Genomic DNA, 21870 nt, shown 5'->3' on the forward strand with positions numbered 1-21870 from the left:
CGGGTGGGCACCATGAATCGTTCCGTCAAGCACGTCTCAGTCATCGGCATCTTTACCCTCGCAGGGGCCGGTCTGGCGTTCCTGACTCAGATGCTGGCTGCGCGTGTCCTTGGGCCGCGCGAGTACGGAATCTTCATGGCAGCCTTTACGACGATCAACATCGTCTCGCCGCTGACTGCATTTGGCCTGCAGGCATTCTGGCTGAAGGTTTTCGGTCGGGAAGGCTGGCATGCCATGCGCTGGATTCGGCCAACCTTCGTGTTCTGCCTGCTCAGCACCGTGCTGACCATGCTTGGCGTGGCGGCTTGGGCATTGTTGGGTCTGGGTATGGAAGATCGCGTGGCATGGTGCCTGTTGATCCTGTCCACCAACCTGCTTTCCGTTGCGAGTATCGAGGTGGTGACCACCCGTTTCCTGCTGGAGGAAAAGCCATTGCCATTGATGGTCTGGCAGACCTTGCCGCAGGTGGTGCGCTTTCTTGTCGTAGTTGGTGTGCTGATGGCGACTACGACGCCTGACGCCGTAACTGTCGCTTGGCTCTACGCATTTGTGGGCGGAGGTCTCGCACTTGCGAGCGTTCCCAGCATGATGGCGTTGGCGAGGGGGCGAATGCACATGGTTGGACATCAGAAGCCTGGTGCCATCTCCCTGGATGTCCGCCCAGGTGTTCTGGCCGTCGCCAAAGAGACCTGGGCATTTGGCATTGGTAACCTTTTCTTTCTGGTCTACTTCCAGAGTAGCGTCATTTTCATCAGTCACTATCTGGGTGCGGAGGCAACCGGTACGTTTGGTGTTGCGGTAACGCTGCTGGCGGCGTTGTATCTGCTGCCTACCACCGTCTACCAGAAGCTGTTGATGCCTCGGCTTCACCGTTGGGCCTATCAGGACCCAATCGCTTTTCGCAGTGCCTATCACAGCGGCAACAAGTACATGTTGTTGCTGGGCCTGGCTGCTGCCATCTGTACGGCGTTGCTTGCTCAGTCCCTGGTGCCGCTGCTGTTTGGGAAGGTCTATGAGCAAGCTGCTTGGCTGCTGGCCTGGCTGGCTCCCTGTATTCCCATGCGGTTCGTTTCGACGAGTGCAGGTGCAGTTCTGAGCACGGGTGACCGGATGCGGATAAAGATCCGCATCATGGGGCTGGTCGCGGTCCTCAATCTGGTCATGAACTTCCTGCTCATTGGTTGGGCCGGGCTGCGGGGCGCCGTGGTTGCGGCTATCGCGACCGAAGCGCTCTTGATGGGGCTGTACCTCTTTACCGCCAAACGCTCTCTCGGCATGGACGCTCAGGCATGAACAAGGCTGTAACTATCGGAAAGGTCGTTCGCGGCGGCTACTGCGTTGGCTGTGGTGGATGCGCCTCTGGGAAGTCGGGTGTCACGATGCGCATTAATGACATCGGCATGCCAGAGCCCGTGCATCCAAGGCTGGACGACATTGCGGCTGACTCCTGCCCGTTTGGCGATGCGCCGGACGAGACGCGATTGGCCAATGCACTGTACGCGGGGATTCCTGGGATCGAGCATCACCCCTCCACCGGATTCCATTCATCACTCTATGCAGGGCACGCCGTGGTTGGCCCGCACCGTGCTGCGGGAAGTTCCGGCGGGCTGACGTCCTGGGTCCTGGAAGAACTGCTGACCCGCGGTGAGGTGGATGCAGTCATTCATGTCGGTCGTGGGCCCGGCGATGGCATTTTTGAATATTTGATCTCCAATTCAGTCGAGGAGATGCGGCCGCGGGTGAAGTCGCTCTACTACCCGACCGGGTTCCATGATGTTCTGGAACAGGTACGTAGAGAGCAGGGCCGAACTTTCGCAATCACCGGTGTTCCTTGTCACATCAAGGCGCTGCGCCTGGTCGTCGAATCAGATCCGCTCCTGCGCGGCAAGATCAAGTTCTTCGTCGGGATCTTTTGCGGCCACATGAAGTCGCGTGGTTTCGTCGAGTCCTTTGGCTGGCAGTTGGGAATCGAGCCGGATCAGGTCACAGACGTGGACTTCCGCGTGAAGGACGAGACGCGGCCAGCCAATGACTATTCCATTCAGGTGAGCTCGGCGACACGGGTCGAACGCACAGAGAATTTTCGCCTGTATGGATCGGACTGGGGGCTGGGGTTGTTCAAGCCCTTGGCATGCGATTTCTGTGATGATGTCGCCTGTGAAACGGCCGATGTCGTGATGGGTGATGCCTGGCTGCCCGAGTACGTGAAGGACAGCCTGGGAACGAACGTGGTTATCGTGCGCCATCCGTTGATCGCGCGTCTTCTCAGCGAAGCGCGTGACCGCGGTGATATCGCTTTGGATCCGATCGAACCGGCGAAGATCCATCAATCCCAGGCCGCTACCTTCCGCCATCGTGGCGAGGGCCTCCAAGTCAGGCTTGCGCACATGGACGCCAGAGGCATCTGGCGCCCGAGCAAGCGTGTGCAGCCAGGAGATGCGGGGCTCCCCCGCCTGCGGCAGCGCCTTTACATAACCCGTATGCGTCTATCGCAGGCCTCCCATCGTGCCTTGCGCGATGCAAAGAAGCGCGGTGGGTTGGCGTGGTACTTCCTGCGTCTGTTGCCCTATGACGTGCTCTACAACTACCAGAATCGCCAGCTCCTGCGTAGGACCTACCGTACATTGAGGGCGATGCTGCAATCGCTCGTCCTCCGCCCCTTGGGAAGGAAACCATGACTCAACGAATCGGGCTGCTGACACTGCCTCTGCATTCCAATTACGGCGGCATCATCCAGATTGCAGCGCTCAGTGCTTTCGTACGCGCGCTTGGCTTGCAGCCGGTTTTGCTCCGCAAGGAGCACCAGAAGGCGGGCTGGAAGCGAATGATCATCGAGGTGCTCAAGCGGCTTCCGGGACAAAACATTGCGAACTATCGCAACCAGTATCTCAAGCTGCAACGGCACGCTGCGTTCATGAAGGCGTTCCTGCCTGAGCAATCCAGGGTCAGCCGCTCGCCTGCAGAGCTTCGCAAGGAGTGTGATCGACTCGGCCTGGATGCAGTCGTGGTGGGAAGCGATCAGGTCTGGCGCCTGGACTATATTGACGATGGCGCTTACGACGCCTATTTCCTCTCGTTCCTGGTGGGATCTCCGATTCGACGCGTGTCCTACGCCGCGTCGTTCGGAACCGACCGGTGGCCCGATGAGGCCAAGGTGGGCGATGTGTCTCGCCTGCTGGCCGAATTCCAGTCGGTGTCGGTCCGTGAAGACAGTGGCCAGATTTTGTGCGCCGATCGCTTCGGTCGCAGTGATGCTGTGCATGTGCTTGACCCTACCTTGCTGGTCGATCGCAGCTTCCATGAGGAAGTGATCGCAACGTTGGCTCCCGGTCGTGGGGAGGGTGGGTTGTATGCCTACGTGCTGGATCGTTCGCCGGCCAAGAAGGCCATCATCGACGCTGCCGGGCAGTCGGAGAATCTCTCGAAGATCACCATCGCCGAGCCGGAGAACGATCTGGCAGGGTACGTGAACCTCGGCGAATGGGTGCGGCGCTTCCGTGACGCGGAATTCGTGGTTACCGACTCCTATCACGGGATGATCTTCTCGATCATCTTCGAGAAGCAGTTCGTGGCTATAGGAAATGCGGGGCGTGGCTTGACCCGGTTCAAGTCCCTGCTGGCGCAGCTGGGCCTGGAGGACCGTTTGGTTGAGTCGGGGAACGAGCAGGTGCAGCTGCCTGGTACGCAGATCGACTATAGCCGGGTGAATCGACGCATCGAAGAGTTGAGGTTGAAGTCGCGCTCCTTCCTGTCCGATGCGCTTGCCGTGGAGGCTCGCTCATGATTCCCAAGATCATTCACTACTGCTGGTTCGGTGGGAAGCCATTGCCACCTCTCTATCAGCGCTGCGTAGATAGCTGGGCCGAGAAGCTTCCAGACTATAGGGTCGTGCGCTGGGATGAAACGAACACGACGTTCGATACGCCGTTCCTGCAGAATTGCCTGCGGAAGCAGCAATGGGCGTTTCTTTCCGACTACATCCGGCTGCGCGCAATCGCCGATCAGGGTGGCATCTACCTGGATGCCGATATCGAAGTGGTTAAGTCATTCGATCCTCTGCTGGCGCACCAGTGCTTCCTGGGCATGGAGGCTCCGGCCCGCCCGACCACGGGTGTTATCGGCTCAATTGCCGATCATTGGTTCCCGCGCGCCTGCATGCGTCTGATCGACGAACGCCACGCAGCTCGCAAGCCGTATCTGATTGCTCCGGAAGTGGCCATGGCGTGTGTGCAAGCTGGGGAGGCCGGCAGCATCGCGGTCCTGTCCGAAGAGCACTTCTATCCCTACAACCCGTACGATGCGTCGCGCCCGGTAAAGGAACTCATGTTCAGCAGCATTACGCAGGACACCTTCGCGATCCACCATTGGGGGAAGTCCTGGCGTCAGAGTCTCGTCTCCCGCATTCTGAAGAAGCTGGGTTTCTGACCATGCCATCCAATGCCATCGCCACCCTGTGCGAACTCGCAGGGCTGTTGGGCCGCCCAGCGCCGGACTGGCGTGAGTTCCGCGCGGGCCAGCCCGATGCGTGGCTGGTGACGTTCGCCAATCCCCATGCGGTGCGGTTGATGATGGACCGGCAGGATTACCCGGCGACGCTGGCACAGTTCGATGTGGTGTTTCCCGATGGAAACCTGCTCGCACAAAGTGCATCCCGGCAGCTGGGTCGCACGATTGAACGGCAGTCGTTCGATGGCAACTCCTTGGCGCCGCAGGTACTGTCCTTCTGCCGGCGCAATGGACTACGTATCGCGCTGGTGGGTGGTGTTGAGGGTGTCGCGAGTGCAGCTGCATCGTTGTTCCGAAAGGAATTCTGCGTAGATGTGGCGTTCACTCGGTCTGGCTTCTTCACCGACGCGGAGCAGCGAAATCAGTGCTTCCAGGCATTGCGTGAGCAGAACGTCGACGTGGTCATCTGTGGCATGGGGGCTCCGCACCAGGATTGGTTCCTGTTGGAGCTTAAGGCCTCGGGCTGGAAAGGGCTTGGCTTCACCTGCGGCGGGTATCTGGACCAGGCGCTTACATCAGGCGTGAAGTACTACCCGGACTGGGTGAATCGCTTCAACCTGCGGGCGCCCTATCGGCTGCTGCGCGAGCCGCGCCGGCTGTGGCGCCGCTATCTGATCGAGTACCAACCCTTCTTGCTCGCCGATGCTCGCCTTCGTCTGCGCATTGTTCGCCATCAACAGGAACAGCGCTCATGACAACACTGTCGATCATCGTGCCCATTTACAACGGGGTCGCGTTCCTTCACCCATTCATGGCCTCGGTCCAGGGGCTGTTGAATGAAGCGGGCGTGGAGCTTGTCATGGTCAATGACGGCTCCGCTGATGGCACGGCGGAGATGCTGGATGCGATTGCCTCGGCGAACCCATCGGTCCGTGCTTTGCACGTAGAGAACGGTGGGCAGGGGCGCGCCAAGAATCTGGGTGCTGCGGCTGCCAATGGTCGCTATCTTTGGTTTGTGGATGTGGATGATGTCTTTGAGTCCTGCGCGCCTTCACGATTGTTGAGGCGGTTGCGGGAGGGGCACTGTGATCTCGTTGTCACTGGCTTTCGCCGTGTGAACGTTGAGATGGGTATCGAGCTGGACCGCTATCAGCCGGCGCGAACTTCATATGATGTCACCGCTGACTCAGTACAGCAGCTTGAAGCAATGGGGCATAGTGCTTGGAACAAGATCGTCAGTCGTGAACTGTTCCTGCGCAGGGGCATGCAGTTCCTCGAGGGTGTTATTCATGAGGACTTGGCGGTAGTGCCACTTTGGATCGTCGCCTCTCGGTGCATTCATCTTGATGCGGACGTCCGCTATTGTTATGGGGTTCGAGGAAACTCGAGCATCCACGGCAACTTCAGCCGCGGTTCGGACCTATTGGTCGCGCTGTCCCACCTGGTGCAATACGGAGCGGGTGACGGCGATCGGATCGGGCGTTGCATTGCGAAGGAGGTCTACTTTTACACTTTGCCGCGTTGGGCAAGTGGAATGCGGACCGGCAGGATTGCACCAGCTTCATATCGAGACTATTACGGGCGGCTGACATGTTTTTGTGAGCAGCTTCCTGCTGCTTTTCGAGACCGGCGGGCGCAGGGCTTTGGGCTTATGGCTCGCTTCTACATGGAAATGGTCCAACGTGGGGTGGTTGGGTTGCCACTTGTCTACTACAAGGCGCGCGGAAAGTTTCAGGAAATTCGCGGTAGGAAGGTTCCTTCATGAGCAATGTGATCAAGGCAAAGCTGTCGGATCGGATCCTTCTGTACGCTTGGATTCCGCTGTCGATCGGGCCGATGCTATGGGGAATCGAGAGCGTCGGTGGGATGCAGCTGCACCATGTGGCGGTACTTATCGTGTACGCGTATGCATTCATTCTCTCCTGCATGCGCGGAACGATCTTGACGGTTAACAGGTACCTTCTGTTCCTTCTTGCCTACATTCTCGTTCTCGGGCTGGCGCTCAACGCGGAGTCGCTGGATTTCTGGCTTAAGTATGCGTCCTACATCGGCGTCATCGTTGTTGCGAATCACCTGGTAAAGGCGATGCCGTTCGAGGTTTTTGTCGGACAAGTTACTGTTGCCATGAAGGCGATTCTGGCGATATGCATTGTCCTTGCCCTGATTGCCCCAGTGGTGGCATTTCATGTCATTGATGGACAGAATTCTCTCAATGGCATCTATGCGCAGAAGAACACGTTCGGACGCCTGATCTACTTTCTGTTGTTCTTCGTGGGTTTACAGGCAGTCATGCAGTCGCGTCGATTGACTACGCGCGACATGGTGTGGATGGCGTTTTGTGCCGTCAGCCTTTTCTTGTCCAACTCACGTACTGCTCAGGCGATGGGGTTGATTCTGGCGTTCGTGCCATTTGCCTTCCAATGGAAGATCATTCGCCTGTCTTTGGTGCCGGTCCTGGCATCTATCGTGGGCCTGGTTGTTCTGGGCTTTGCAACCAGCCAGATTTCGTTCGGTGAAGTAGGTAGCAATCACGACTACATCCAGGTTCTTGGCGTGGAAGTGCCTTTGACCGGCCGGGCAACCATCTGGCAAGGCGCGCTGGATGGAATCAACAAGGAAGGACGTTGGCTGTTCGGATTTGGGCTGGACGGCTTCTATGGGAGCAGCTACAGATCCTATGTTTCCAATATCGGGCTCGGAGTTTTCGTGCCCGAAGACTCCCACAATGGCTACGTTGACCTGCTGCTGAATCTTGGCATGGTTGGTGCGATCATCTTCTTCATCATCGGCGCCAAGCTCTATGTCAATGCTTCCCGGTTTCCGGTCAGCGGGGAGAAGATTGCGATCCTCTCCTTTCTAATCCTCTATCTCGGATCGAATCTGACCGAGTCCTACTTCGTGAAGACGTCGAACATCACATCATTCATGTTTATGGTGATGTTCATGTACTCCTATTCCTATCGAAGGTTTCAGAATCGGACATAGTGATCCTGGTCGCCGCGGGTTTGGACGGGCAGGACGGGACCAGTTGTGTTCGCCGTAGGCGGCATCACGGCTTCCAAGCGCTGTTTGACCTTGCCCGCAGGATAAGCAGGGGTTGCGGGAGTATCCGGTGACCCCTGCCGTGCGTGGGGGGCTTCAGTCAGATATCGATCTGATGTTGTTGTAGAACGAGCGTTCGTCCCGTTCCCCGGTGATGCCATAGAGCGGGTACTTGCGGCCGAGCATCGCGCCACCGTCGCGGATCAGCGGAGCCCAGTTGATGGTCGCACTGCCACGGGTGGATCGGGGCAGGACAGTGTCGAAGGGGATGCTGAAGTAGATTCCCTTGTCAAAACTACCTTCGCCGAAGTCCTTGGCCGACATATCGGTCTTGGTGACGTATGCGCCCATGCTCATGCCATTGTCGAACACGCGTGCGACATTAATGGTTGCACCATAATCGCCTGCGAGGTAGCGGCCAACGGAAAGAGAGCCGACGATACGTTCTTGTGCATCAAAGGAGTAATAGAGCGAGGCGTGCCCGGTCGTGATACGGTAGTCGCGGAGACCGAAGTGTTGATCGAAGTCGCGTTGCTGTACGTGATTGAGATTTGCCCCAAGGGCCCATGCTTGACCCATTGGGCGGTAGAGAAGCTCTCCGCCAACGCCGGCATACATCCACTCCAGATAACCGGCGTACGCAATGCCATACAGATCCTTGCCAAGCTTTCCCGCGACATTGACCTGCAAGTTGGGCATGGTGACTTCTGAAGTGTCCAGATACTTACGGATGTCCGTGCGGACGCGCTGCACCCTGCTTGGTGCATCGTACCGGAACTTGTCATAGTTGTTGATGATGTCTGCGCTGAGTGCACCGGTAAGCCAGATGTTCGGGCGCAGGAAGACGCTGCCGCTCGCGTTAGCGGATACTTGGTAGAGGATGAACCCATCGGGACCGCCGAGGTTCTGACGATAGCCGAAGCTGAAGCCGCCACCCCAGGGGCGATTGGCGGCGCGATAGAGGCTGTCCGTCCGGATATCTGCAGGTGCACTGATCTGAGTGCCGCGTCGCAGATCGTCCTCGCTTACACGCCCCTCCAGGTAGCTCTCAAATGTTTCACGCTTGAGTGACATGTCGACAGTGGGCATCCCCAAGCGTGTCGTCCGGAACGTGTACCAGTCGTAGCTGTCATCCAGGTTGTTGCCCAGAATACGGGCTGCCCGTCCTATTCCCTTCGGGGCGCTGGCATAGAGATTCTGATAGCCATCAATGATCAGCTCATTGCCGCGGCGAGAGATGCTGTCGACTCGGAAGCCTGCATTGTGCCCCAGTTCTCCAGCAATGTATGCCCAATCCGGCTGCGCATTTGCTGATGGAGTGTGGGGATCAGTAGCACTACGCTCGATCTTGATTGGCGGTGGGTCGAAGGGCTTTGGCGCAGACGATGCATGACCCGGATTGCCACGCAACGTGAGCGAGAACATTGCGGCCTCACCCCGTTCCCAAGCTGCCGTCAGTTCAACGTTGCGGTTGGGGGAATAGACCAGGCCCACATTGACTGGCGAGCTCTGTTCAAGGTGATTCCAGCGGGGTTCGCGCTTGTAGTCATTGCCGTCGTATTCGACTTTGAGCAGCAGCGTGTCCCATGGGGTCTGGTAGGTGATGCCACCAAAGATGCCAACTGGACCCTTGAACATATTGCTGAGTCCAAACTTGCCGGCCTGGTTGATGTCGCTGCCAGGAATTGGTCGACGGTCCTTAAAGCGGTCGTCGACTGCACCCAGCGGGTTCGAGAAATCACCTCGATTGCCAATGTAGCCAGTCGCAAGGCCGATCGACGCGTCGATCGGTCCAAATGTCTTACTGGCAACAAGATACTCGCTTGAGAAGAATCCCGTGCCACCGAGATCTCGAACACCGAAGGCAAGATCAGGGGTCCAGCGTGTTTCACGCCACAAGCGGACCTTGAAGTCGATCGACTTATCCTTGTAGTTCTGGTTCCCGCTGAAGTCCGAGGCGCCGTAGCGGATGTTGGAGACGTTAATGTATCGGAACGAGCTCTCAAGCCAGGAGAAAGGCTGCAGCGTCAGGTTGTATCGGCTGTAGGGAGAGTTGTGCGAGGCCGTGAACGCGATATCCCCGTCCTCGGCCATGCGTGCTGTTGGTGTCTGCAGCAAGCCGATGCCACCCCATTCGCTGGCGGTTGGGGGAGGAGCCTGTTGCGCGCGCAGTTCTGCTGCCAGGGAGAGGGCGAGCAGTGACAATGCAAGGGCGGCGGGGCGCGCAGCGCCGGTGGGCGTGAGGGTGGAGCGAATCACGGTTGCAGGGCCTGGGTAGCGATGAACGCCGCGAACTCGGCATTGAAGTTGCTGTCGACTGCGTCAGCGACATGCTGGTGCAGAGGCACGAAGATGATGCCGCCCGGTGCGACCGTATGCGGATCGGCGCGGTTCCACAACGCGATACCAACTTTCTGCACCGTCATGTCCGGCTGGACGATGTAGAGGTCATTGCGGTCGGCGGCAGGCGTGACGGCGCAGTCTTGCAGGTAGTCATGCGCGTCGCGCAGCGGTTGGTGGGCAAGTTCGCACGCTGATTCAACTGCGCCCACAACACTGATCGTTGCCGGCCGACGCGGAACACGCAGCACGTCTCCTTGTTCGAGGATCGGATCGCTGCTCTTCTGAACCTGCATCAGGCGCATGTCGTTGATGGGGAGCGGTACGCGGCCCGATGCAGGGTGATCCTGCAACCAGCGCGACATGCCAGCCGCGGCCTGAGCGATGTGTGGATCCGGATGTGCCTCAAGCGAGTCCAGGTCGTGTTGCAGGCCCGCCCGCAACCGCACCTGCTGAAGGCGCGAACTCTGCTGGTGCAGTGCAAGTCCGGGCAGGTAGGCGTCCGCTGCGGGCTGCGTGGTCGCGAGAAGCTGGGACAGTCGGGTATTTGAAGTGACGGTGTAGCTTCCCGGTGCCAATAGGGCACCTTCGGCGACGACCTCGTGATTGCCGGGCATAGCGGATTTGTTGGCCAGAGCAGGGCCCGGAGCCAGCAGTGCTGCCAGCAGCGGCAGGAATCGCAATGTCATGGTCAATCCTTTGCGGGGCGGTAAGGCTTGAGCTGCACCAGCTCCACGGTGTAAGACGGACCCAGCTGCTGCCGGCTTTTCCAGATGAAGCCCGTGCCCGGGTCCGCCCAGTAGATGTTGTGCGCGCGGAAGCCGCCTTCGATGTACTCGTCAAAGCGCACCAACGACCGATCCTTGCCGAGGATCTTGATCGATTCGACGCCGCCACGGGTTAGCGTGCCGGTCGCCTTGATACCCATGCGATAGCTTGGAATCCAATCGTACTCACGGTGTACGGTTGTCGTAGCGCTGAGCGACTGCAGCCTTGCAAAAGGCGAGGCGCCTACGATGCGGGCCTGTATCTGCCGGCTTGGGCTCGAGACGCCTGTCACCAGGCCTGTATCGTTGAGATGGAATACGGCGTTGCTCCCGGCATACCAGCTCTGGCGACCCGCATCGACGTAACCAAGCACCATCACTGCAGAAAGATCGGGCGCTTTCAGCTGTGCCTGCGGAAAACGGTTCGCTGCGACCTGCTCAGGCGTCGCCGCCACCTGCCGCTTCAACAGCAGGCGGAATGAGTCGCTGGTCGCGCGGCTGGCCGTTGTACAACCTGCCAGCGTCCCTAGCAGGGACAGGATCAGTATCCATTGGAGGGCGCGCTGCAAGCTGCATCGCGCCAAGAGCACGTCCATGCGCATCATGTCACTTGTTCCCGACTTCGTTCTCCGTGCGGGCGGCGGTGTACAGGATGTTGGTGAACGGCAGTAGCTGGTTCACGAAGCGATTCCAGCGCGTGACGCCGGCCGCGCCTACGAAAACGACATCGCCCGGTTGAAGCATGAACTGGCTGCCAATAGCGAAGGCAGCCGGTGAACGAGCTTCGAGCTGATAGACAGTGGAAGGCAGCGACTCCAGATCCTTGCTGCCGCGAATCACATAGACCGCATTGCCGGCCGAGGTCTCCTGGGTCAGTCCGCGGGCGCGGCCGAGTGCCTGGTTCAGTGATACGTCGCCAGTGCGGAAGCTGTAGGCGCCAGGAAGATTGACTTCACCGACTACGAAAATTTCCTTTCGATCCAAGTAGGGGATGAAGATTGAATCCCCATCCTTAAGGAACAACTGGCGGCCGCCATGTTGGGTGGCCAGTGTTTCCAGATTGATCATATAGGTTGTGCCAGCGCGGCTGAGACGCACGCCCGACAGGTCAGCCTGATTGACGTTCAGTCCGCCCTGACTGATGGCGTCAGCCAACGTCAGCGGCGAGGTACCAAGTGCAATCGGGGCTGAGCGCTCGGCAGCACCCGTGACCCATACGCGCTGGCTACCGTAGGTAAGAATGGAAACATCGACTTGGGGCGATTCGATGTACTGGGCCAGTCGTCGGCTGATTTCCTCGCGCAGGGCGACCGGGGTCTTGCCCTTGGCCTGTACCTTGCCAATGTAAGGGTAGAACAGTGAGCCGTCGCTTTGTACCAGGCGTCCCGCCAGATTTCCCTGCTGCTGCGAGCCGGCGGGCACGGTCAGCTCAGGGTGGTCCCAGACGGTGATGTACAGGATGTCGCCTATGCCAACCGTGTATTCCGGTGGCTGGTAGTCAAACAGTTCCGAGGGAAGGACCTGCTCACTCTGCGTCGCTCGATCCATGGCGATGAGCTTGGGCGTGATGGTGATCAGCTCAAGCTGGCGGTCGTCGCTCTGGCCGCCGCGCGAGACATCGCTGTGGCGCAGGTGCTGGCCGGGGGCCAGCAGGCAGCCGGACAGGGTGGCGGTTGCCAGTAGGGCAGCCGCGAGACAGGTCAACTTCTTGGTCATGGGAGTAAGAAAATTCGACAGGCATAAAAAACCCTCGCCAAGCAGTTGCCCGGCGAGGGCCTGAAACCGGAAACGGCTGGATCAGCGGCCGGTGCCGCCAGTGCCACCAGTCCCGCCAGTGCCGCCGGTACCGCCCGTACCACCGGTGCCGGGCTCTTCCGGGTTGCCCGGATCACCGCCCGGATCGCTCCGGTTGCTGGTGCTGTCACCGGCAACGCTGTACAGCACCGCGCCAGCCGCAACGGCAATGACGCTGGTGCCGACAATGGCTGCGGTCGACAAGCCGGCAGCTTCGGTGCCGGCGACGGTGGCAGTGGTGACTTCCGAGGCGGCTTCCGTTGCCGGAGCCTCCTGAGCGAACACCGGGGAGGACAGACCCAGCAGGGCCAGTGCGGCAATCATCTTCTTCATCTACGGGGTCTCCTACTCCGTGAGGTAAATTTCTCCACGCCTATGTTGGCTAATGTTCATTTGCTCTGTCAAGGAAGGTGAAGGACTGTGGCAGATCGTCAGCCCTTCATCGTTCCTCAATGGTCATGGTGGGGCTCCCGAGCGTATTGGCAAGCGCCTTGACCAATTGATGTGTGCTCAGGTCTGGGAGGCTCAGTGGCAGCATCAAGCCAATGAGTACGGAAAGTAGTAGGTTTCTCCCCCCGGGGCACTTGCTTGGAGGCAGTGCGCACAGCGCGGGTGCAGAACAACCGAGCCCGAGCATCAGCCCGGCAATGACCTCCGAAAGAGTATGCGCATATAGTGGAACCCTCGACCAGGCAATGGCGGTAGCGAGTATCGCACCGAACATAAGGCCGGTCGCCCGGGCGCGCCTTCCGGGGCCAGCCAGCAGGCCTGCGACCACTGGATACACAGCGCTGGACATTGCCGCATGCCCGGAGAAGCCGGTGAAGTGCACGCTCTTGATGCCAATCCCCCAGCCCATGAAGGCGAGCTTCGAAGCAAGCGTGATGCCGGCGGTGACGGCGATGGCCAGCAGCCATCGCCATTTCAGGCGTGCGTCTGCGCGGGGGAGGGTGAACAGCAGCACCAGGGCCATCGGCAGCAGCCAGCGGCTGTCGCCAAGGGCGGAGAGGGTTCGCCAGACGTCGGACATCCAGTTCACAACGGGTCGCGGCGGGCCAGCATATCGGGTCCGGGCGATTCGCAGAACGACACGCGCTTGGTCCATTCAGCTGGACGCGGTATCCTGTGCCGCTGCCAATGGCCCCGTAGCTCAGCTGGATAGAGCGTCCCCCTCCTAAGGGGAAGGTCGCCCGTTCGAATCGGGCCGGGGTCACCATCTGCTACAGCCGCATGGCAACCGCTCGCCGGACGGCAGCGGCAGGCAGTCCTCCCCAGACAGCCCAGCGCCGCCGCCGCGCAGGCCATGACGCGAATCCACGTGGGCGTGGCTGCCGGTCACGCGCCCGATCAGTCGCGAAAACACCCGCTTCAGAGGGCGGGGCAATGGGAAACGCGCCGAGGCCTTTGAACACGCGAAACCGGGCTGGGCTGGGTGCGGCGGCACACGGGGCGTGATGGCGGCGCGTCTGGAATCTATTGCCCTATGGCAGATCCCAAATGCGGCCGCGCAGCGTGTAGGCCTGGCGCAGATGACGCACCATGAACGCCATGAGCCCCCAGCTTCGCCCCGTCCAGCCGTCGCACTACGCCATCGTGGCCAACTGGCCTGAATCAGCCGAGGCGACCCGGCGCTGGGCAGGCCCCGGTGTGCCGTTTCCCCTGCTGCCGGAACGGTTCGCGCAGGTGCTCGAACTCGGGTCGCGCCCAGGCTGGGCGCTGCTGGACGAGCAGGGTGCCTGCGTTGGATTCGGCCAATACTGGATGACTGACGCCCGCACCGCACATCTGGGCCGCATCACCGTTTCCCCGCTGGCAGGCGGGCGCGGCCTTGGCCGGCTGCTCATGCAGGCATTGAGTGCACAGGCCCTGGGCCAAGCGGATGTGCAGGAGCTCACCCTGCGCGTCTATCGTGACAACACGGCTGCCGTGGCGCTGTACCGGGACCTCGGTTTCCAGCAGGTTGATGCGTTCTCGACCCCCGACCTTCTGTTCATGCAGCGCACCTCGGGCTGAACGCTGCTCCGGCGTGGCGTCTTTCAGGGCACATCATTGATCGCGGGATGACCACAAGCGGTTGGGGTGTCAGGGATGAGGGCCGTCGAGCGCTGGACCGGCCTTCCTCAATCCTGCTTCAGCAGCTCCACCAGCTGGCGCAAACGATACGGCTTGGGCAGGAATTCCACCTGATCGGGCAGTGGCGGCAGCTGCGAGCGCGCATATCCGGATGAGAGGATCATCCGCGCCTGCGGCTGTTCGCGCGCCACATGCTCGCTCAGCTCGATACCGGACATGCCGTTGGGCATGCTGACATCGCTGAACACCACGTCGAAGCGTGCGTCGCCTTTCAGCAACGCGGCAGCTTCATGGCCGTCGGCGGTGGTGGATACCTCGATGCCGAAATCGCGCAGCGCCATGCCGATCATCTCGCGCAGATCGTTCTGGTCCTCCACCATCAGTACGCGGATCGGTTCATCGGTCATCGGTTGCATCCTCTGTTGCGGGGAGTAGCAGGCTGACCGTGGTGCCGACACCGGGGGTGGTGGACACATCGACGAAGCCGCCGCTCTGGGTAGTGAATCCGAACACCTGGCTCAGGCCCAGGCCGCTGCCCTTGCCGATGTCCTTGGTGGTGAAGAAGGGCTCGCTGGCCCGCTCGGCGATGTCGGCGGCCATGCCGTGGCCTTCGTCGCAGACGCTGAGGGTGACATAGCCGCGTTGCAGCGTGGTGTCCGCATCCGGGTCGAGGCGATGTTCCAGTGCGGTGCCGATCAGGATGCGGCCGCCATCGGCGGTGGCCTCCACGGCATTGGCCACCAGGTTTGCCAGGGCGGTCTGCAATTGCATCGCATCGGTGCTCACCTGCGGCAGGCCGGGGGTGAGATGGGCATCCAGCGTCACCGTGGGCGGGCAGGCGCGTTGCAGGTCCGGCAGCCACTGCCGCACCAGCGTATTGATGTCCACCGGTTCGCGGATCAGGGTCTGGCCGGTGCTGAAGGCCAGCAGCTGGCGGGTCAGCAGCGCGCCACGGTCAGTGGCCGCCTGCGCGGCATCCAGCAGCTCGGCGGCGCGTGCATCGTCACCGCTGACGCGCAGCGACAGCAGGTCCAGCGCGTTGCCGATGGTGGTCAGCAGGTTGTTGAACTCGTGCGACAGGCCGCGGCTGAGCCGGCCGACCGTTTCGAACTGCTGGGTATTGCGCAGCGCACGCTGGGCATCACGCAGCAGCCGTTGCGCCTGCCACTGCTCGGTGATGTCACGGGTGATCTTGACGAAGCCGAGCAGTTCGCCCGCTTCGACGACCGGCTCGATGACCACGCTGGCGCGGAACGACGAGCCGTCACGGCGTACCCGCCAGCCCTCGCTGGCGACATGCCCTTGTTGCGCTGCGACGCGGAGCAGGCGCTGTGGTTCGCCAGCCTCGCGGTCGCTGGCCAGGTAGAAGCGGCTGAAGTGGGTTCCCACCACTTCGTCGGCTGAATAGCCTTTGATGCGTTCGGCGCCGGGGTTCCAGCTGCAGACGATGCCTTCAGGATCAAGCAGGTACAGCGCATGATCGCGCACGCTGTCGATCAGCAGTCGCAGTTGTCGGGAAGGGTCCGTCAGCACGGACGTCGTAGAGGCAGCTGCGTCCACGTGTAAATAAGTGTTACCCCTGTGAGGGACGTGAAGCTAGGCATTCAAGTGTGAAGGATGCGTGCACACCTGACACGTGCCATTTGTCCTGTGCGGCTGAATGCGACACGGAGTACCATCTTCCACCCTTTGCCTTCTGGAACCGACCTGCATGCGTCCTGGTGCGACTACGCGTGACCGCTGGATCTGGATGACGTCCGCTGTGCTGCTGGCCGCGACCATCGCGTTGGAACTGGTCGTCCCGCTCGGCTATGCCGTATGGCTGGCCTACTTCCTGGCTGTTGGCGTCACGGTGTTCCAGCGCAGCGCGCGGGCGCCGTTCGTGGTGGCCCTGCTGTCCTGCCTCCTGCTGGTCATCGGCTTCAACGTCGCGCCCGCCAGTTCCAACTCGGCGTTCTCCTTCGTCAACCGGACCATTGGCGGCTGTGCCTTCCTGATGATCGCACTGATCGTCTCGCGCGCGATCCAGGCCCGGCGCCAGGCAATGCGCGCGCTCTGGCTGCAGGAAGCCGAGAACGCGGTGGCGATGAGCCTTCGCGGTGACCTGGGGCCGGAACAGATCGCCGAGGCTGCAGCGACAAGCCTGGCCGCGCAGCTCGGCGCGGAGGTAGGTGCGGTCTACCGACTGGAAGGCGGGCGGTTGCAGCTGACCGGTGGCATCGCCTTGCCTGCGGGAACGCCAGCGTCGCTGGCCCTTCACGAAGGGCTGGCCGGGCAGGTCGCTCGTGATGAACGCATCCGCCACCTGCACGGCGATGATGCCGCCGTGCTTGAACTGCAGACCAGCCTCGGCCGGTTGCCGGTGCGCGAGCGCATCCTGGCGCCGATCAGCAGCGATGGCGCGGTGGTCGGGGTCATCGAGCTGGGTCGCGCCAAGGTGGGCGAACTGCGTGACCTGGATCGCGAACTTCTGGAGCGCTGTGCGGAGACCGTCGGCATGGCGCTGCGCGCATCGCTGCTGCGTGCGCAGCTGGTGGTGCTGCTGGAAGAGTCGCAGCGCCAGGGTGAAGAGCTGCAGGCCCAGCAGGAAGAGCTGCGCGTGGCCAACGAAGAACTGGAAGAGCAGAGCCGCAGCCTGCTGCAGTCGCAGAGCCACCTGGAAGAACAGCAGGCCGAGCTGGAACAGAGCAACGTGCAGCTGGAAGAGCGCACCCACGAGCTGGAGGCGCAGAAGCAGGCGCTGCTGGTGGCGCAGAGCCAGCTGGTGCGCAACAGCAACGAGCTGGCCGCGACCTCGCGCTACAAGTCCGAGTTCCTGGCCAACATGTCGCATGAGCTGCGCACGCCGCTGAACAGCTCGCTGATCCTGGCCAAGCTGCTGGCCGACAACAAGGATGGCACGCTCACCGAGGAGCAGGTGAAGTACGCGCGTGCGATCCTCTCGTCCAACAACGACCTGCTGGCGCTGATCAACGACATCCTGGACCTGTCGCGCATCGAGGCCGGCCACGTCGAACTGTCCGATGAAGTGGTGGTGGTCGAGAGCGCGCTGCAGCGCCTGCGCGAGACCTTCGAACCGATGGCGCGGCAGAAGGGCCTGGCGTTGCAGATCGAAGCCGACGCGCTGGCACCGACCCAGCTGGTGGTCGACAGCCAGCGGCTGCAGCAGATCCTGAAGAACCTGCTGGCCAACGCAGTGAAGTTCACCGAGCATGGAAAGGTCAGCCTGCACGTGCGTGCCGGCGGCAACGGCCGCATCCGGTTCGAGGTCTGCGACACCGGCATCGGCATTGCCCGCGAGCAGCTGGACGTCATCTTTGAAGCCTTCCGCCAGGCCGACGGCAGCACCCGCCGTCGCTACGGCGGTACCGGGCTGGGCCTGTCGATCTCGCGCGATCTGGCCGAGCGCATGGGCGGTGGCATCCAGGTCGACAGTGAGCCCGGACGCGGCAGCTGCTTCATCCTGGAGCTGCCGTTGCAGGGTGCGCCCGCCGCGAGCGCGGCTGACGCTGCCGAGGGTCCCTTGGCAGCGCCGCCGGCGGCACCGGCCGTGCTGCCAGCCGCGCCCGTGCGCGTTGCGAGCGCGGCAGCGCCGGTCACTGCGACGGCCGGCGTGGCCGACGACCGTGGTCGCCGGCAGCGCGCCGGTCGCCTGATCCTGGCGGTGGAGGACGATGCCACGTTCGCCGAAGCGCTGGTGGCCCTGGCCCATGAACTGGACTTCGATTGCGTGGTAGCGGGCACGGCGGAAGAGGCGCTGGCCCTGGCCAGCGAACTGCGCCCGAACGGCATCCTGCTCGATATCGGCCTGCCGGACGTGTCGGGGCTGAGCGTGCTGGAGCGCCTGAAGCGCAACCCGGATACCCGCCATATCCCGGTGCATGTGGTCTCGGCCACGGATCGCAGCCAGGTGGCGCGCGAGCTGGGCGCGATCGGGTTTGCGATCAAGCCGACCACGCGCGAGCGGCTGGTGGCGGCCATCGAGCAGCTGGAACAGACCAGCCAACGCGACGTGCGGCGGCTGCTGATCGTCGAGGACGACAGCGAGCTGCGCCGCAACCTGGAACTGCTGCTGGGCCGCGACCAGCTGCAGATCGTCGCGGTGGGCACCTTGGCCGGCGCACTGGAACAGCTCAGCACGGTCACGTTCGACTGCATGGTGATGGACCTGTCGCTGCCCGACGGCAGTGGCTACGACCTGCTCGAGCACATGGCCGGCAACGACGATGTCGGTTTCCCGCCGGTGATCGTCTACACCGGTCGCGCGCTCAGCCGCGAGGAAGAGCAGCGCCTGCGCCGCTATTCCAAGAGCATCATCATCAAGGGCGCACGTTCGCCCGAGCGCCTGCTGGACGAGGTCACCCTGTTCCTGCACAGCGTGGAGGCCAGCCTGCCGACCGACCAGCAGCGCCTGCTGCGCGAGGCGCGCCGTCGCGATACTGTGCTCGACGGTCGGACGGTGCTGCTGGCCGAGGACGACGTGCGCAACATCTTCGCACTGTCCAGTGTGCTTGAACCGCTGGGCGTGACCCTGGAGATCGCGCGCAATGGCCAGGAAGCGGTGGATCGCCTGGCCGAGCGCGAGGTCGACCTGGTGCTGATGGACATCATGATGCCGGAGAAGGATGGGCTGGCCGCAATGCGGGAGATCCGCGCGCAACGCCACCTGCAGGACCTGCCGATCATCGCGCTGACCGCCAAGGCCATGCCGGACGATCGTGAGCGCTGCCTGCAGGCCGGTGCCAACGACTACATCGCCAAGCCCATCGACGTCGACAAGCTGGTATCGCTGTGCCGGGTCTGGTGCTCGCGGCAATGAACGAGCAGGCCCTGTTCGACCTGGAGCTGAAGGTGCTGCTGGAAGCGTTGTACCAGCGCTACCACTACGATTTCCGCAGTTACGCGGTGTCGTCGCTGCGCCGACGGATCCGCCAGGCCATGCAGCGTTATGAGTGCGGGCGGCTGGCCGATCTGCAGCACCGCCTGCTGCACGAGCCGGACCTGTTCGCGCAGGCGATGCAGTTCTTCACCGTGCAGGTCTCGGAGATGTTCCGTGACCCGGCCTATTTTCGTGAGCTGCGCGAGCAGGTAGTGCCGGTACTGCGCACCTATCCGTCGGTGAAGCTGTGGGTGGCCGGTTGCAGCACGGGCGAAGAAGTCTGGTCGCTGGCGATCCTGTTGCACGAGGAAGGCTTGCTCGAGCGCAGCATCGTCTACGCCACCGACATCAATCCAGCGGCGCTGGCCACGGCGGAAGCCGGGGCCTATGGCATCGACCGGATGGCGCAGTTCAGCCGCAACTATCTGGCGGCCGGTGGCGCCGCGTCGCTGTCCGATTACTACGCCACGGCTTACGATGGCGCGGTGTTCGATCGGCAGCTGCGCCGCAACGTGGTGTTTGCCGACCACAGCCTGGCCACCGACACGGTGTTCTCCGAAGTACACCTGGTGTCGTGCCGCAACGTGCTGATCTATTTCAACCGCGACCTGCAGGACCGCGCGGTGGGCCTGTTCCGTGAAGCGCTGGTGCACCGCGGCTTCCTGGGCCTGGGCAGCAAGGAGTCGCTGCAGTTCGGGTGCCACCACGATGCGTTCGAGGTCTGTTCGCGCGAGCATCGCCTGTACCGGAAGGTGGCCTGATGGCCACGCCGACACCCCCGGCCGTACTGGTGATCGGGGCTTCGGCCGGTGGCGTCGCGGCCCTGCAGGCGGTGCTCGGCGCGCTGCCCGCGACGCTGCCGGTGCCGGTGCTGGCGGTGCTGCACCTGCCACGCGATCGCAGCAGCCGCATCGCCGAAGTGCTGGCACCGTACTGCGCGCTGCCGGTGCGCGAGGCCGAAGACAAGCAGCCGTTGCTGCGTGGCACGGTGACCTTCGCGCCGCCGGATTACCATCTGCTGGTGGAAGACGCCGGCTCGCTGGCGCTGTCGGTGGACGCGCCGGTGCTGTTCTCGCGCCCGGCCATCGATCCGCTGTTCGAATCGGCAGCGGCCGTATTCGGCGACCAGGTGCTGGCCCTGCTGCTGACCGGCGCCAGCAGCGATGGCAGTGAAGGGGTGGCCGCAGTGCGCGGCGCCGGTGGTCGAGCCTGGCTGCAATGTCCCGAGGAGGCCGAGGCATCGATGATGCCGGCCTCCGCCCTGCAGCACGCTGGTGCCGATGCCGTGCTGCCCCTTGAACTGATGTGTCGTCGCCTGAAGGAGCTGTTTGCATGAACCTGTTGCCGCCGGACCCTGCGCAGTCGCAGTCCCCGGTCAACCTGCTGATCGTCGACGACGTGCCGCAGAATCTGGTGGCCATGCAGGCGCTATTGCAGCGCGAGGGCGTGAACCTGCTGCTGGCCGGTTCGGGCGCGGAGGCGCTGGAGCTGCTGCTGGAGCACGAGGTGGCGCTGGCGTTGCTCGATGTGCACATGCCCGAGATCGATGGCTTCACCCTGGCCGAACTGATGCGCGGCTCGCATCGCAGCCGCACAGTGCCGATCATCTTCCTGACCGCCTCGCCGGACGATCCGCTGCGTGCGTTCAAGGGCTACGAAACCGGTGCGGTGGATTTCCTGCACAAGCCGGTGGCACCACAGGTCATCCTGAGCAAGGTCAACGTCTTCATCGAGCTGTACCAGCAGCGCCAGCTGCTGAAGGCCCGCAACGAGGCGCTCGAGCGGGCGCTGAAGCTCAACGAGACGATGGCCGCCGTGTTGACCCACGACCTGCGCACGCCGCTGTCGGCGATCCTGTTGTGTGCCGACAAGCTGGCGCTGGAGCTTCCGGCGAACAACAGCAGCGCGCAGCAGACACTGGCGCATCTGGAGGCCAGTACCCTGCGCATGGCGCGGATGGTCGAGCAGTTGCTGGACTTTTCGCGGATCCGCAGTGGTGGCCTGCGGCTGCAGGCTACCGCCTGCGACCTGCGTGAGGTCACCCGTGCGGTGATCGCCGAAGCGGGCAGTGCCCACGGTCAGGAGCGCATTCGTTTCGACGCCGTCGGCGACACGCGCCTGCAAGGCGACATGGACCGCCTGGGCCAGATCGCAGCAAACCTGGTGGGCAATGCGTTGACGCATGGCAGCGAGGCACACGTGCAGCTGGATGGCAACGATGCCCGCGCGGTGGTGCTGCGGGTGAGCAATGCCGGCCATATCGATGACGCGCTGTTGCCGCGCTTGTTCGAGCCGTTCAAGGCCAGTTTCCACCAGAGCAAGGGACTGGGGCTGGGCCTGTACATCGTGGATCAGTTCGTGCGCGCGCACGGCGGCCGGATCGCGGCGCGCAACGAGGCAGGCCAGGTCGTGTTCGAGGCCGTGCTGCCGCGGCGGTGGGACGGGGCGGGCGCCATCGCAACCTGAATTCTTCAGGGAACGGGCGGGCGTATTGAGACGGGCTCGTCCGCAACTGCTACCGTGCGTTCA

General features: G+C 62.3%; 20 protein-coding genes and 1 tRNA gene. 13 read left to right on the forward strand and 8 right to left on the reverse strand.

The annotated features are described in order from the left end of the window. Positions 1-12 precede the first annotated feature (12 nt). The 7 genes from VG543_RS12860 to VG543_RS12890 are packed head-to-tail and all read left to right on the forward strand — an operon-like array spanning position 13 to position 7431. The gene (locus tag VG543_RS12860; protein WP_423178490.1) at positions 13-1293 is read left to right on the forward strand and encodes an oligosaccharide flippase family protein; all 1281 of its coding nucleotides are present in this window, start codon (positions 13-15) and stop codon (positions 1291-1293) included. Continuing rightward, on the forward strand, positions 1290-2678 hold the full coding sequence (locus VG543_RS12865) for a Coenzyme F420 hydrogenase/dehydrogenase, beta subunit C-terminal domain (protein WP_164144297.1): 1389 nt from the start codon (positions 1290-1292) through the stop codon (positions 2676-2678). Before VG543_RS12860 ends, VG543_RS12865 begins: the two co-directional genes overlap by 4 nt. Continuing rightward, positions 2675-3784, forward strand: coding sequence for a polysaccharide pyruvyl transferase family protein (locus tag VG543_RS12870; RefSeq protein WP_164144296.1), 1110 nt, complete (start codon positions 2675-2677; stop codon positions 3782-3784). The genes VG543_RS12865 and VG543_RS12870 overlap by 4 nt, the downstream gene beginning before the upstream one ends. After that, positions 3781-4425, forward strand: coding sequence for a glycosyltransferase family 32 protein (locus VG543_RS12875; protein WP_099589700.1), 645 nt, complete (start codon positions 3781-3783; stop codon positions 4423-4425). Before VG543_RS12870 ends, VG543_RS12875 begins: the two co-directional genes overlap by 4 nt. 2 nt (positions 4426-4427) lie before the next feature. Beyond that, entirely contained in the window at positions 4428-5201 is a 774-nt protein-coding gene (locus VG543_RS12880) for a WecB/TagA/CpsF family glycosyltransferase (protein WP_227853990.1), read from the forward strand. After that, positions 5198-6211 (forward strand): glycosyltransferase, encoded by a 1014-nt coding sequence (locus tag VG543_RS12885; protein ID WP_164144293.1) that lies wholly within the window; start codon positions 5198-5200, stop codon positions 6209-6211. The genes VG543_RS12880 and VG543_RS12885 overlap by 4 nt, the downstream gene beginning before the upstream one ends. Further along, positions 6208-7431 (forward strand): O-antigen ligase family protein, encoded by a 1224-nt coding sequence (locus tag VG543_RS12890; RefSeq protein WP_164144291.1) that lies wholly within the window; start codon positions 6208-6210, stop codon positions 7429-7431. Before VG543_RS12885 ends, VG543_RS12890 begins: the two co-directional genes overlap by 4 nt. Positions 7432-7584: 153 nt before the next feature. Here VG543_RS12890 and VG543_RS12895 read toward each other — a convergent pair whose 3' ends face one another. From VG543_RS12895 to VG543_RS12920, 6 genes are all read right to left on the reverse strand, one after another. Further along, a complete protein-coding gene (locus VG543_RS12895) occupies positions 7585-9747 on the reverse strand; it encodes a YjbH domain-containing protein (protein WP_227853989.1) in 2163 nt (720 codons plus the stop codon). Beyond that, entirely contained in the window at positions 9744-10517 is a 774-nt protein-coding gene (locus VG543_RS12900; protein ID WP_227853988.1) for a capsule biosynthesis GfcC family protein, read from the reverse strand. The genes VG543_RS12895 and VG543_RS12900 overlap by 4 nt, the downstream gene beginning before the upstream one ends. Positions 10518-10519: 2 nt before the next feature. Next, positions 10520-11200, reverse strand: coding sequence for a YjbF family lipoprotein (locus tag VG543_RS12905; RefSeq protein ID WP_164144288.1), 681 nt, complete (start codon positions 11198-11200; stop codon positions 10520-10522). A gap of 1 nt (position 11201) precedes the next feature. Then, entirely contained in the window at positions 11202-12311 is a 1110-nt protein-coding gene (locus tag VG543_RS12910; RefSeq protein ID WP_164144286.1) for a polysaccharide biosynthesis/export family protein, read from the reverse strand. Between the two features lie 81 nt (positions 12312-12392). After that, entirely contained in the window at positions 12393-12722 is a 330-nt protein-coding gene (locus tag VG543_RS12915; protein WP_094001883.1) for a hypothetical protein, read from the reverse strand. A gap of 106 nt (positions 12723-12828) precedes the next feature. Further along, on the reverse strand, positions 12829-13419 hold the full coding sequence (locus VG543_RS12920; protein WP_423178491.1) for a phosphatase PAP2 family protein: 591 nt from the start codon (positions 13417-13419) through the stop codon (positions 12829-12831). 109 nt (positions 13420-13528) lie between these two features. Between VG543_RS12920 and VG543_RS12925 the strand changes: the two genes are divergently transcribed. After that, positions 13529-13605 (forward strand) — tRNA-Arg (locus VG543_RS12925). Between the two features lie 332 nt (positions 13606-13937). Continuing rightward, positions 13938-14402: a GNAT family N-acetyltransferase gene (locus tag VG543_RS12930; RefSeq protein WP_423178544.1), complete on the forward strand. Its 465-nt coding sequence runs from the start codon at positions 13938-13940 to the stop codon at positions 14400-14402. Positions 14403-14509: 107 nt separating this feature from the next. On the opposite strand, the gene VG543_RS12935 is transcribed toward VG543_RS12930, so the two are convergent. Together VG543_RS12935 and VG543_RS12940 are read right to left on the reverse strand one after the other, a co-directional pair. Then, complete coding sequence (locus tag VG543_RS12935) at positions 14510-14869, reverse strand: response regulator (protein WP_021202849.1); 360 nt, start codon at positions 14867-14869, stop codon at positions 14510-14512. Further along, positions 14859-16022, reverse strand: a complete 1164-nt coding sequence (locus VG543_RS12940; RefSeq protein WP_407073566.1) for a two-component system sensor histidine kinase NtrB — start codon at positions 16020-16022, stop codon at positions 14859-14861. Before VG543_RS12940 ends, VG543_RS12935 begins: the two co-directional genes overlap by 11 nt. Before the next feature lie 151 nt (positions 16023-16173). On the opposite strand from VG543_RS12940, the gene VG543_RS12945 reads away from it, so the two are divergent. From VG543_RS12945 to VG543_RS12960, 4 genes are read left to right on the forward strand one after another with little or no spacing between them, the layout of a single operon-like run. After that, entirely contained in the window at positions 16174-19281 is a 3108-nt protein-coding gene (locus VG543_RS12945) for a response regulator (protein WP_423178492.1), read from the forward strand. Then, a complete protein-coding gene (locus tag VG543_RS12950) occupies positions 19278-20102 on the forward strand; it encodes a CheR family methyltransferase (protein WP_019661396.1) in 825 nt (274 codons plus the stop codon). Before VG543_RS12945 ends, VG543_RS12950 begins: the two co-directional genes overlap by 4 nt. Beyond that, positions 20102-20677, forward strand: coding sequence for a chemotaxis protein CheB (locus VG543_RS12955; protein WP_019661397.1), 576 nt, complete (start codon positions 20102-20104; stop codon positions 20675-20677). The genes VG543_RS12950 and VG543_RS12955 overlap by 1 nt, the downstream gene beginning before the upstream one ends. Next, positions 20674-21807, forward strand: a complete 1134-nt coding sequence (locus VG543_RS12960; RefSeq protein ID WP_019661398.1) for a hybrid sensor histidine kinase/response regulator — start codon at positions 20674-20676, stop codon at positions 21805-21807. Before VG543_RS12955 ends, VG543_RS12960 begins: the two co-directional genes overlap by 4 nt. Positions 21808-21870 lie beyond the last annotated feature (63 nt).

The sequence above is a fragment of the Stenotrophomonas sp. CASM101 genome, assembly GCF_049384845.1.
Lineage (GTDB): Bacteria > Pseudomonadota > Gammaproteobacteria > Xanthomonadales > Xanthomonadaceae > Stenotrophomonas > Stenotrophomonas hibiscicola.

Excerpts from the sequence above, each read along its gene's own strand:
- VG543_RS12860 (WP_423178490.1), top strand. The coding sequence starts at position 13 with ATGAATCGTTCCGTCAAGCACGTCTCAGTCATCGGCATCTTTACCCTC.
- VG543_RS12865 (WP_164144297.1), top strand. The coding sequence starts at position 1,290 with ATGAACAAGGCTGTAACTATCGGAAAGGTCGTTCGCGGCGGCTACTGC.
- VG543_RS12870 (WP_164144296.1), top strand. The coding sequence starts at position 2,675 with ATGACTCAACGAATCGGGCTGCTGACACTGCCTCTGCATTCCAATTAC.
- VG543_RS12875 (WP_099589700.1), top strand. The coding sequence starts at position 3,781 with ATGATTCCCAAGATCATTCACTACTGCTGGTTCGGTGGGAAGCCATTG.
- VG543_RS12880 (WP_227853990.1), top strand. The coding sequence starts at position 4,428 with ATGCCATCCAATGCCATCGCCACCCTGTGCGAACTCGCAGGGCTGTTG.
- VG543_RS12885 (WP_164144293.1), top strand. The coding sequence starts at position 5,198 with ATGACAACACTGTCGATCATCGTGCCCATTTACAACGGGGTCGCGTTC.
- VG543_RS12890 (WP_164144291.1), top strand. The coding sequence starts at position 6,208 with ATGAGCAATGTGATCAAGGCAAAGCTGTCGGATCGGATCCTTCTGTAC.
- VG543_RS12900 (WP_227853988.1), bottom strand. The coding sequence starts at position 10,517 with ATGACATTGCGATTCCTGCCGCTGCTGGCAGCACTGCTGGCTCCGGGC.
- VG543_RS12905 (WP_164144288.1), bottom strand. The coding sequence starts at position 11,200 with ATGATGCGCATGGACGTGCTCTTGGCGCGATGCAGCTTGCAGCGCGCC.
- VG543_RS12910 (WP_164144286.1), bottom strand. The coding sequence starts at position 12,311 with ATGACCAAGAAGTTGACCTGTCTCGCGGCTGCCCTACTGGCAACCGCC.
- VG543_RS12915 (WP_094001883.1), bottom strand. The coding sequence starts at position 12,722 with ATGAAGAAGATGATTGCCGCACTGGCCCTGCTGGGTCTGTCCTCCCCG.
- VG543_RS12920 (WP_423178491.1), bottom strand. The coding sequence starts at position 13,419 with ATGTCCGACGTCTGGCGAACCCTCTCCGCCCTTGGCGACAGCCGCTGG.
- VG543_RS12930 (WP_423178544.1), top strand. The coding sequence starts at position 13,938 with ATGAGCCCCCAGCTTCGCCCCGTCCAGCCGTCGCACTACGCCATCGTG.
- VG543_RS12935 (WP_021202849.1), bottom strand. The coding sequence starts at position 14,869 with ATGACCGATGAACCGATCCGCGTACTGATGGTGGAGGACCAGAACGAT.
- VG543_RS12945 (WP_423178492.1), top strand. The coding sequence starts at position 16,174 with ATGCGTCCTGGTGCGACTACGCGTGACCGCTGGATCTGGATGACGTCC.
- VG543_RS12950 (WP_019661396.1), top strand. The coding sequence starts at position 19,278 with ATGAACGAGCAGGCCCTGTTCGACCTGGAGCTGAAGGTGCTGCTGGAA.
- VG543_RS12955 (WP_019661397.1), top strand. The coding sequence starts at position 20,102 with ATGGCCACGCCGACACCCCCGGCCGTACTGGTGATCGGGGCTTCGGCC.
- VG543_RS12960 (WP_019661398.1), top strand. The coding sequence starts at position 20,674 with ATGAACCTGTTGCCGCCGGACCCTGCGCAGTCGCAGTCCCCGGTCAAC.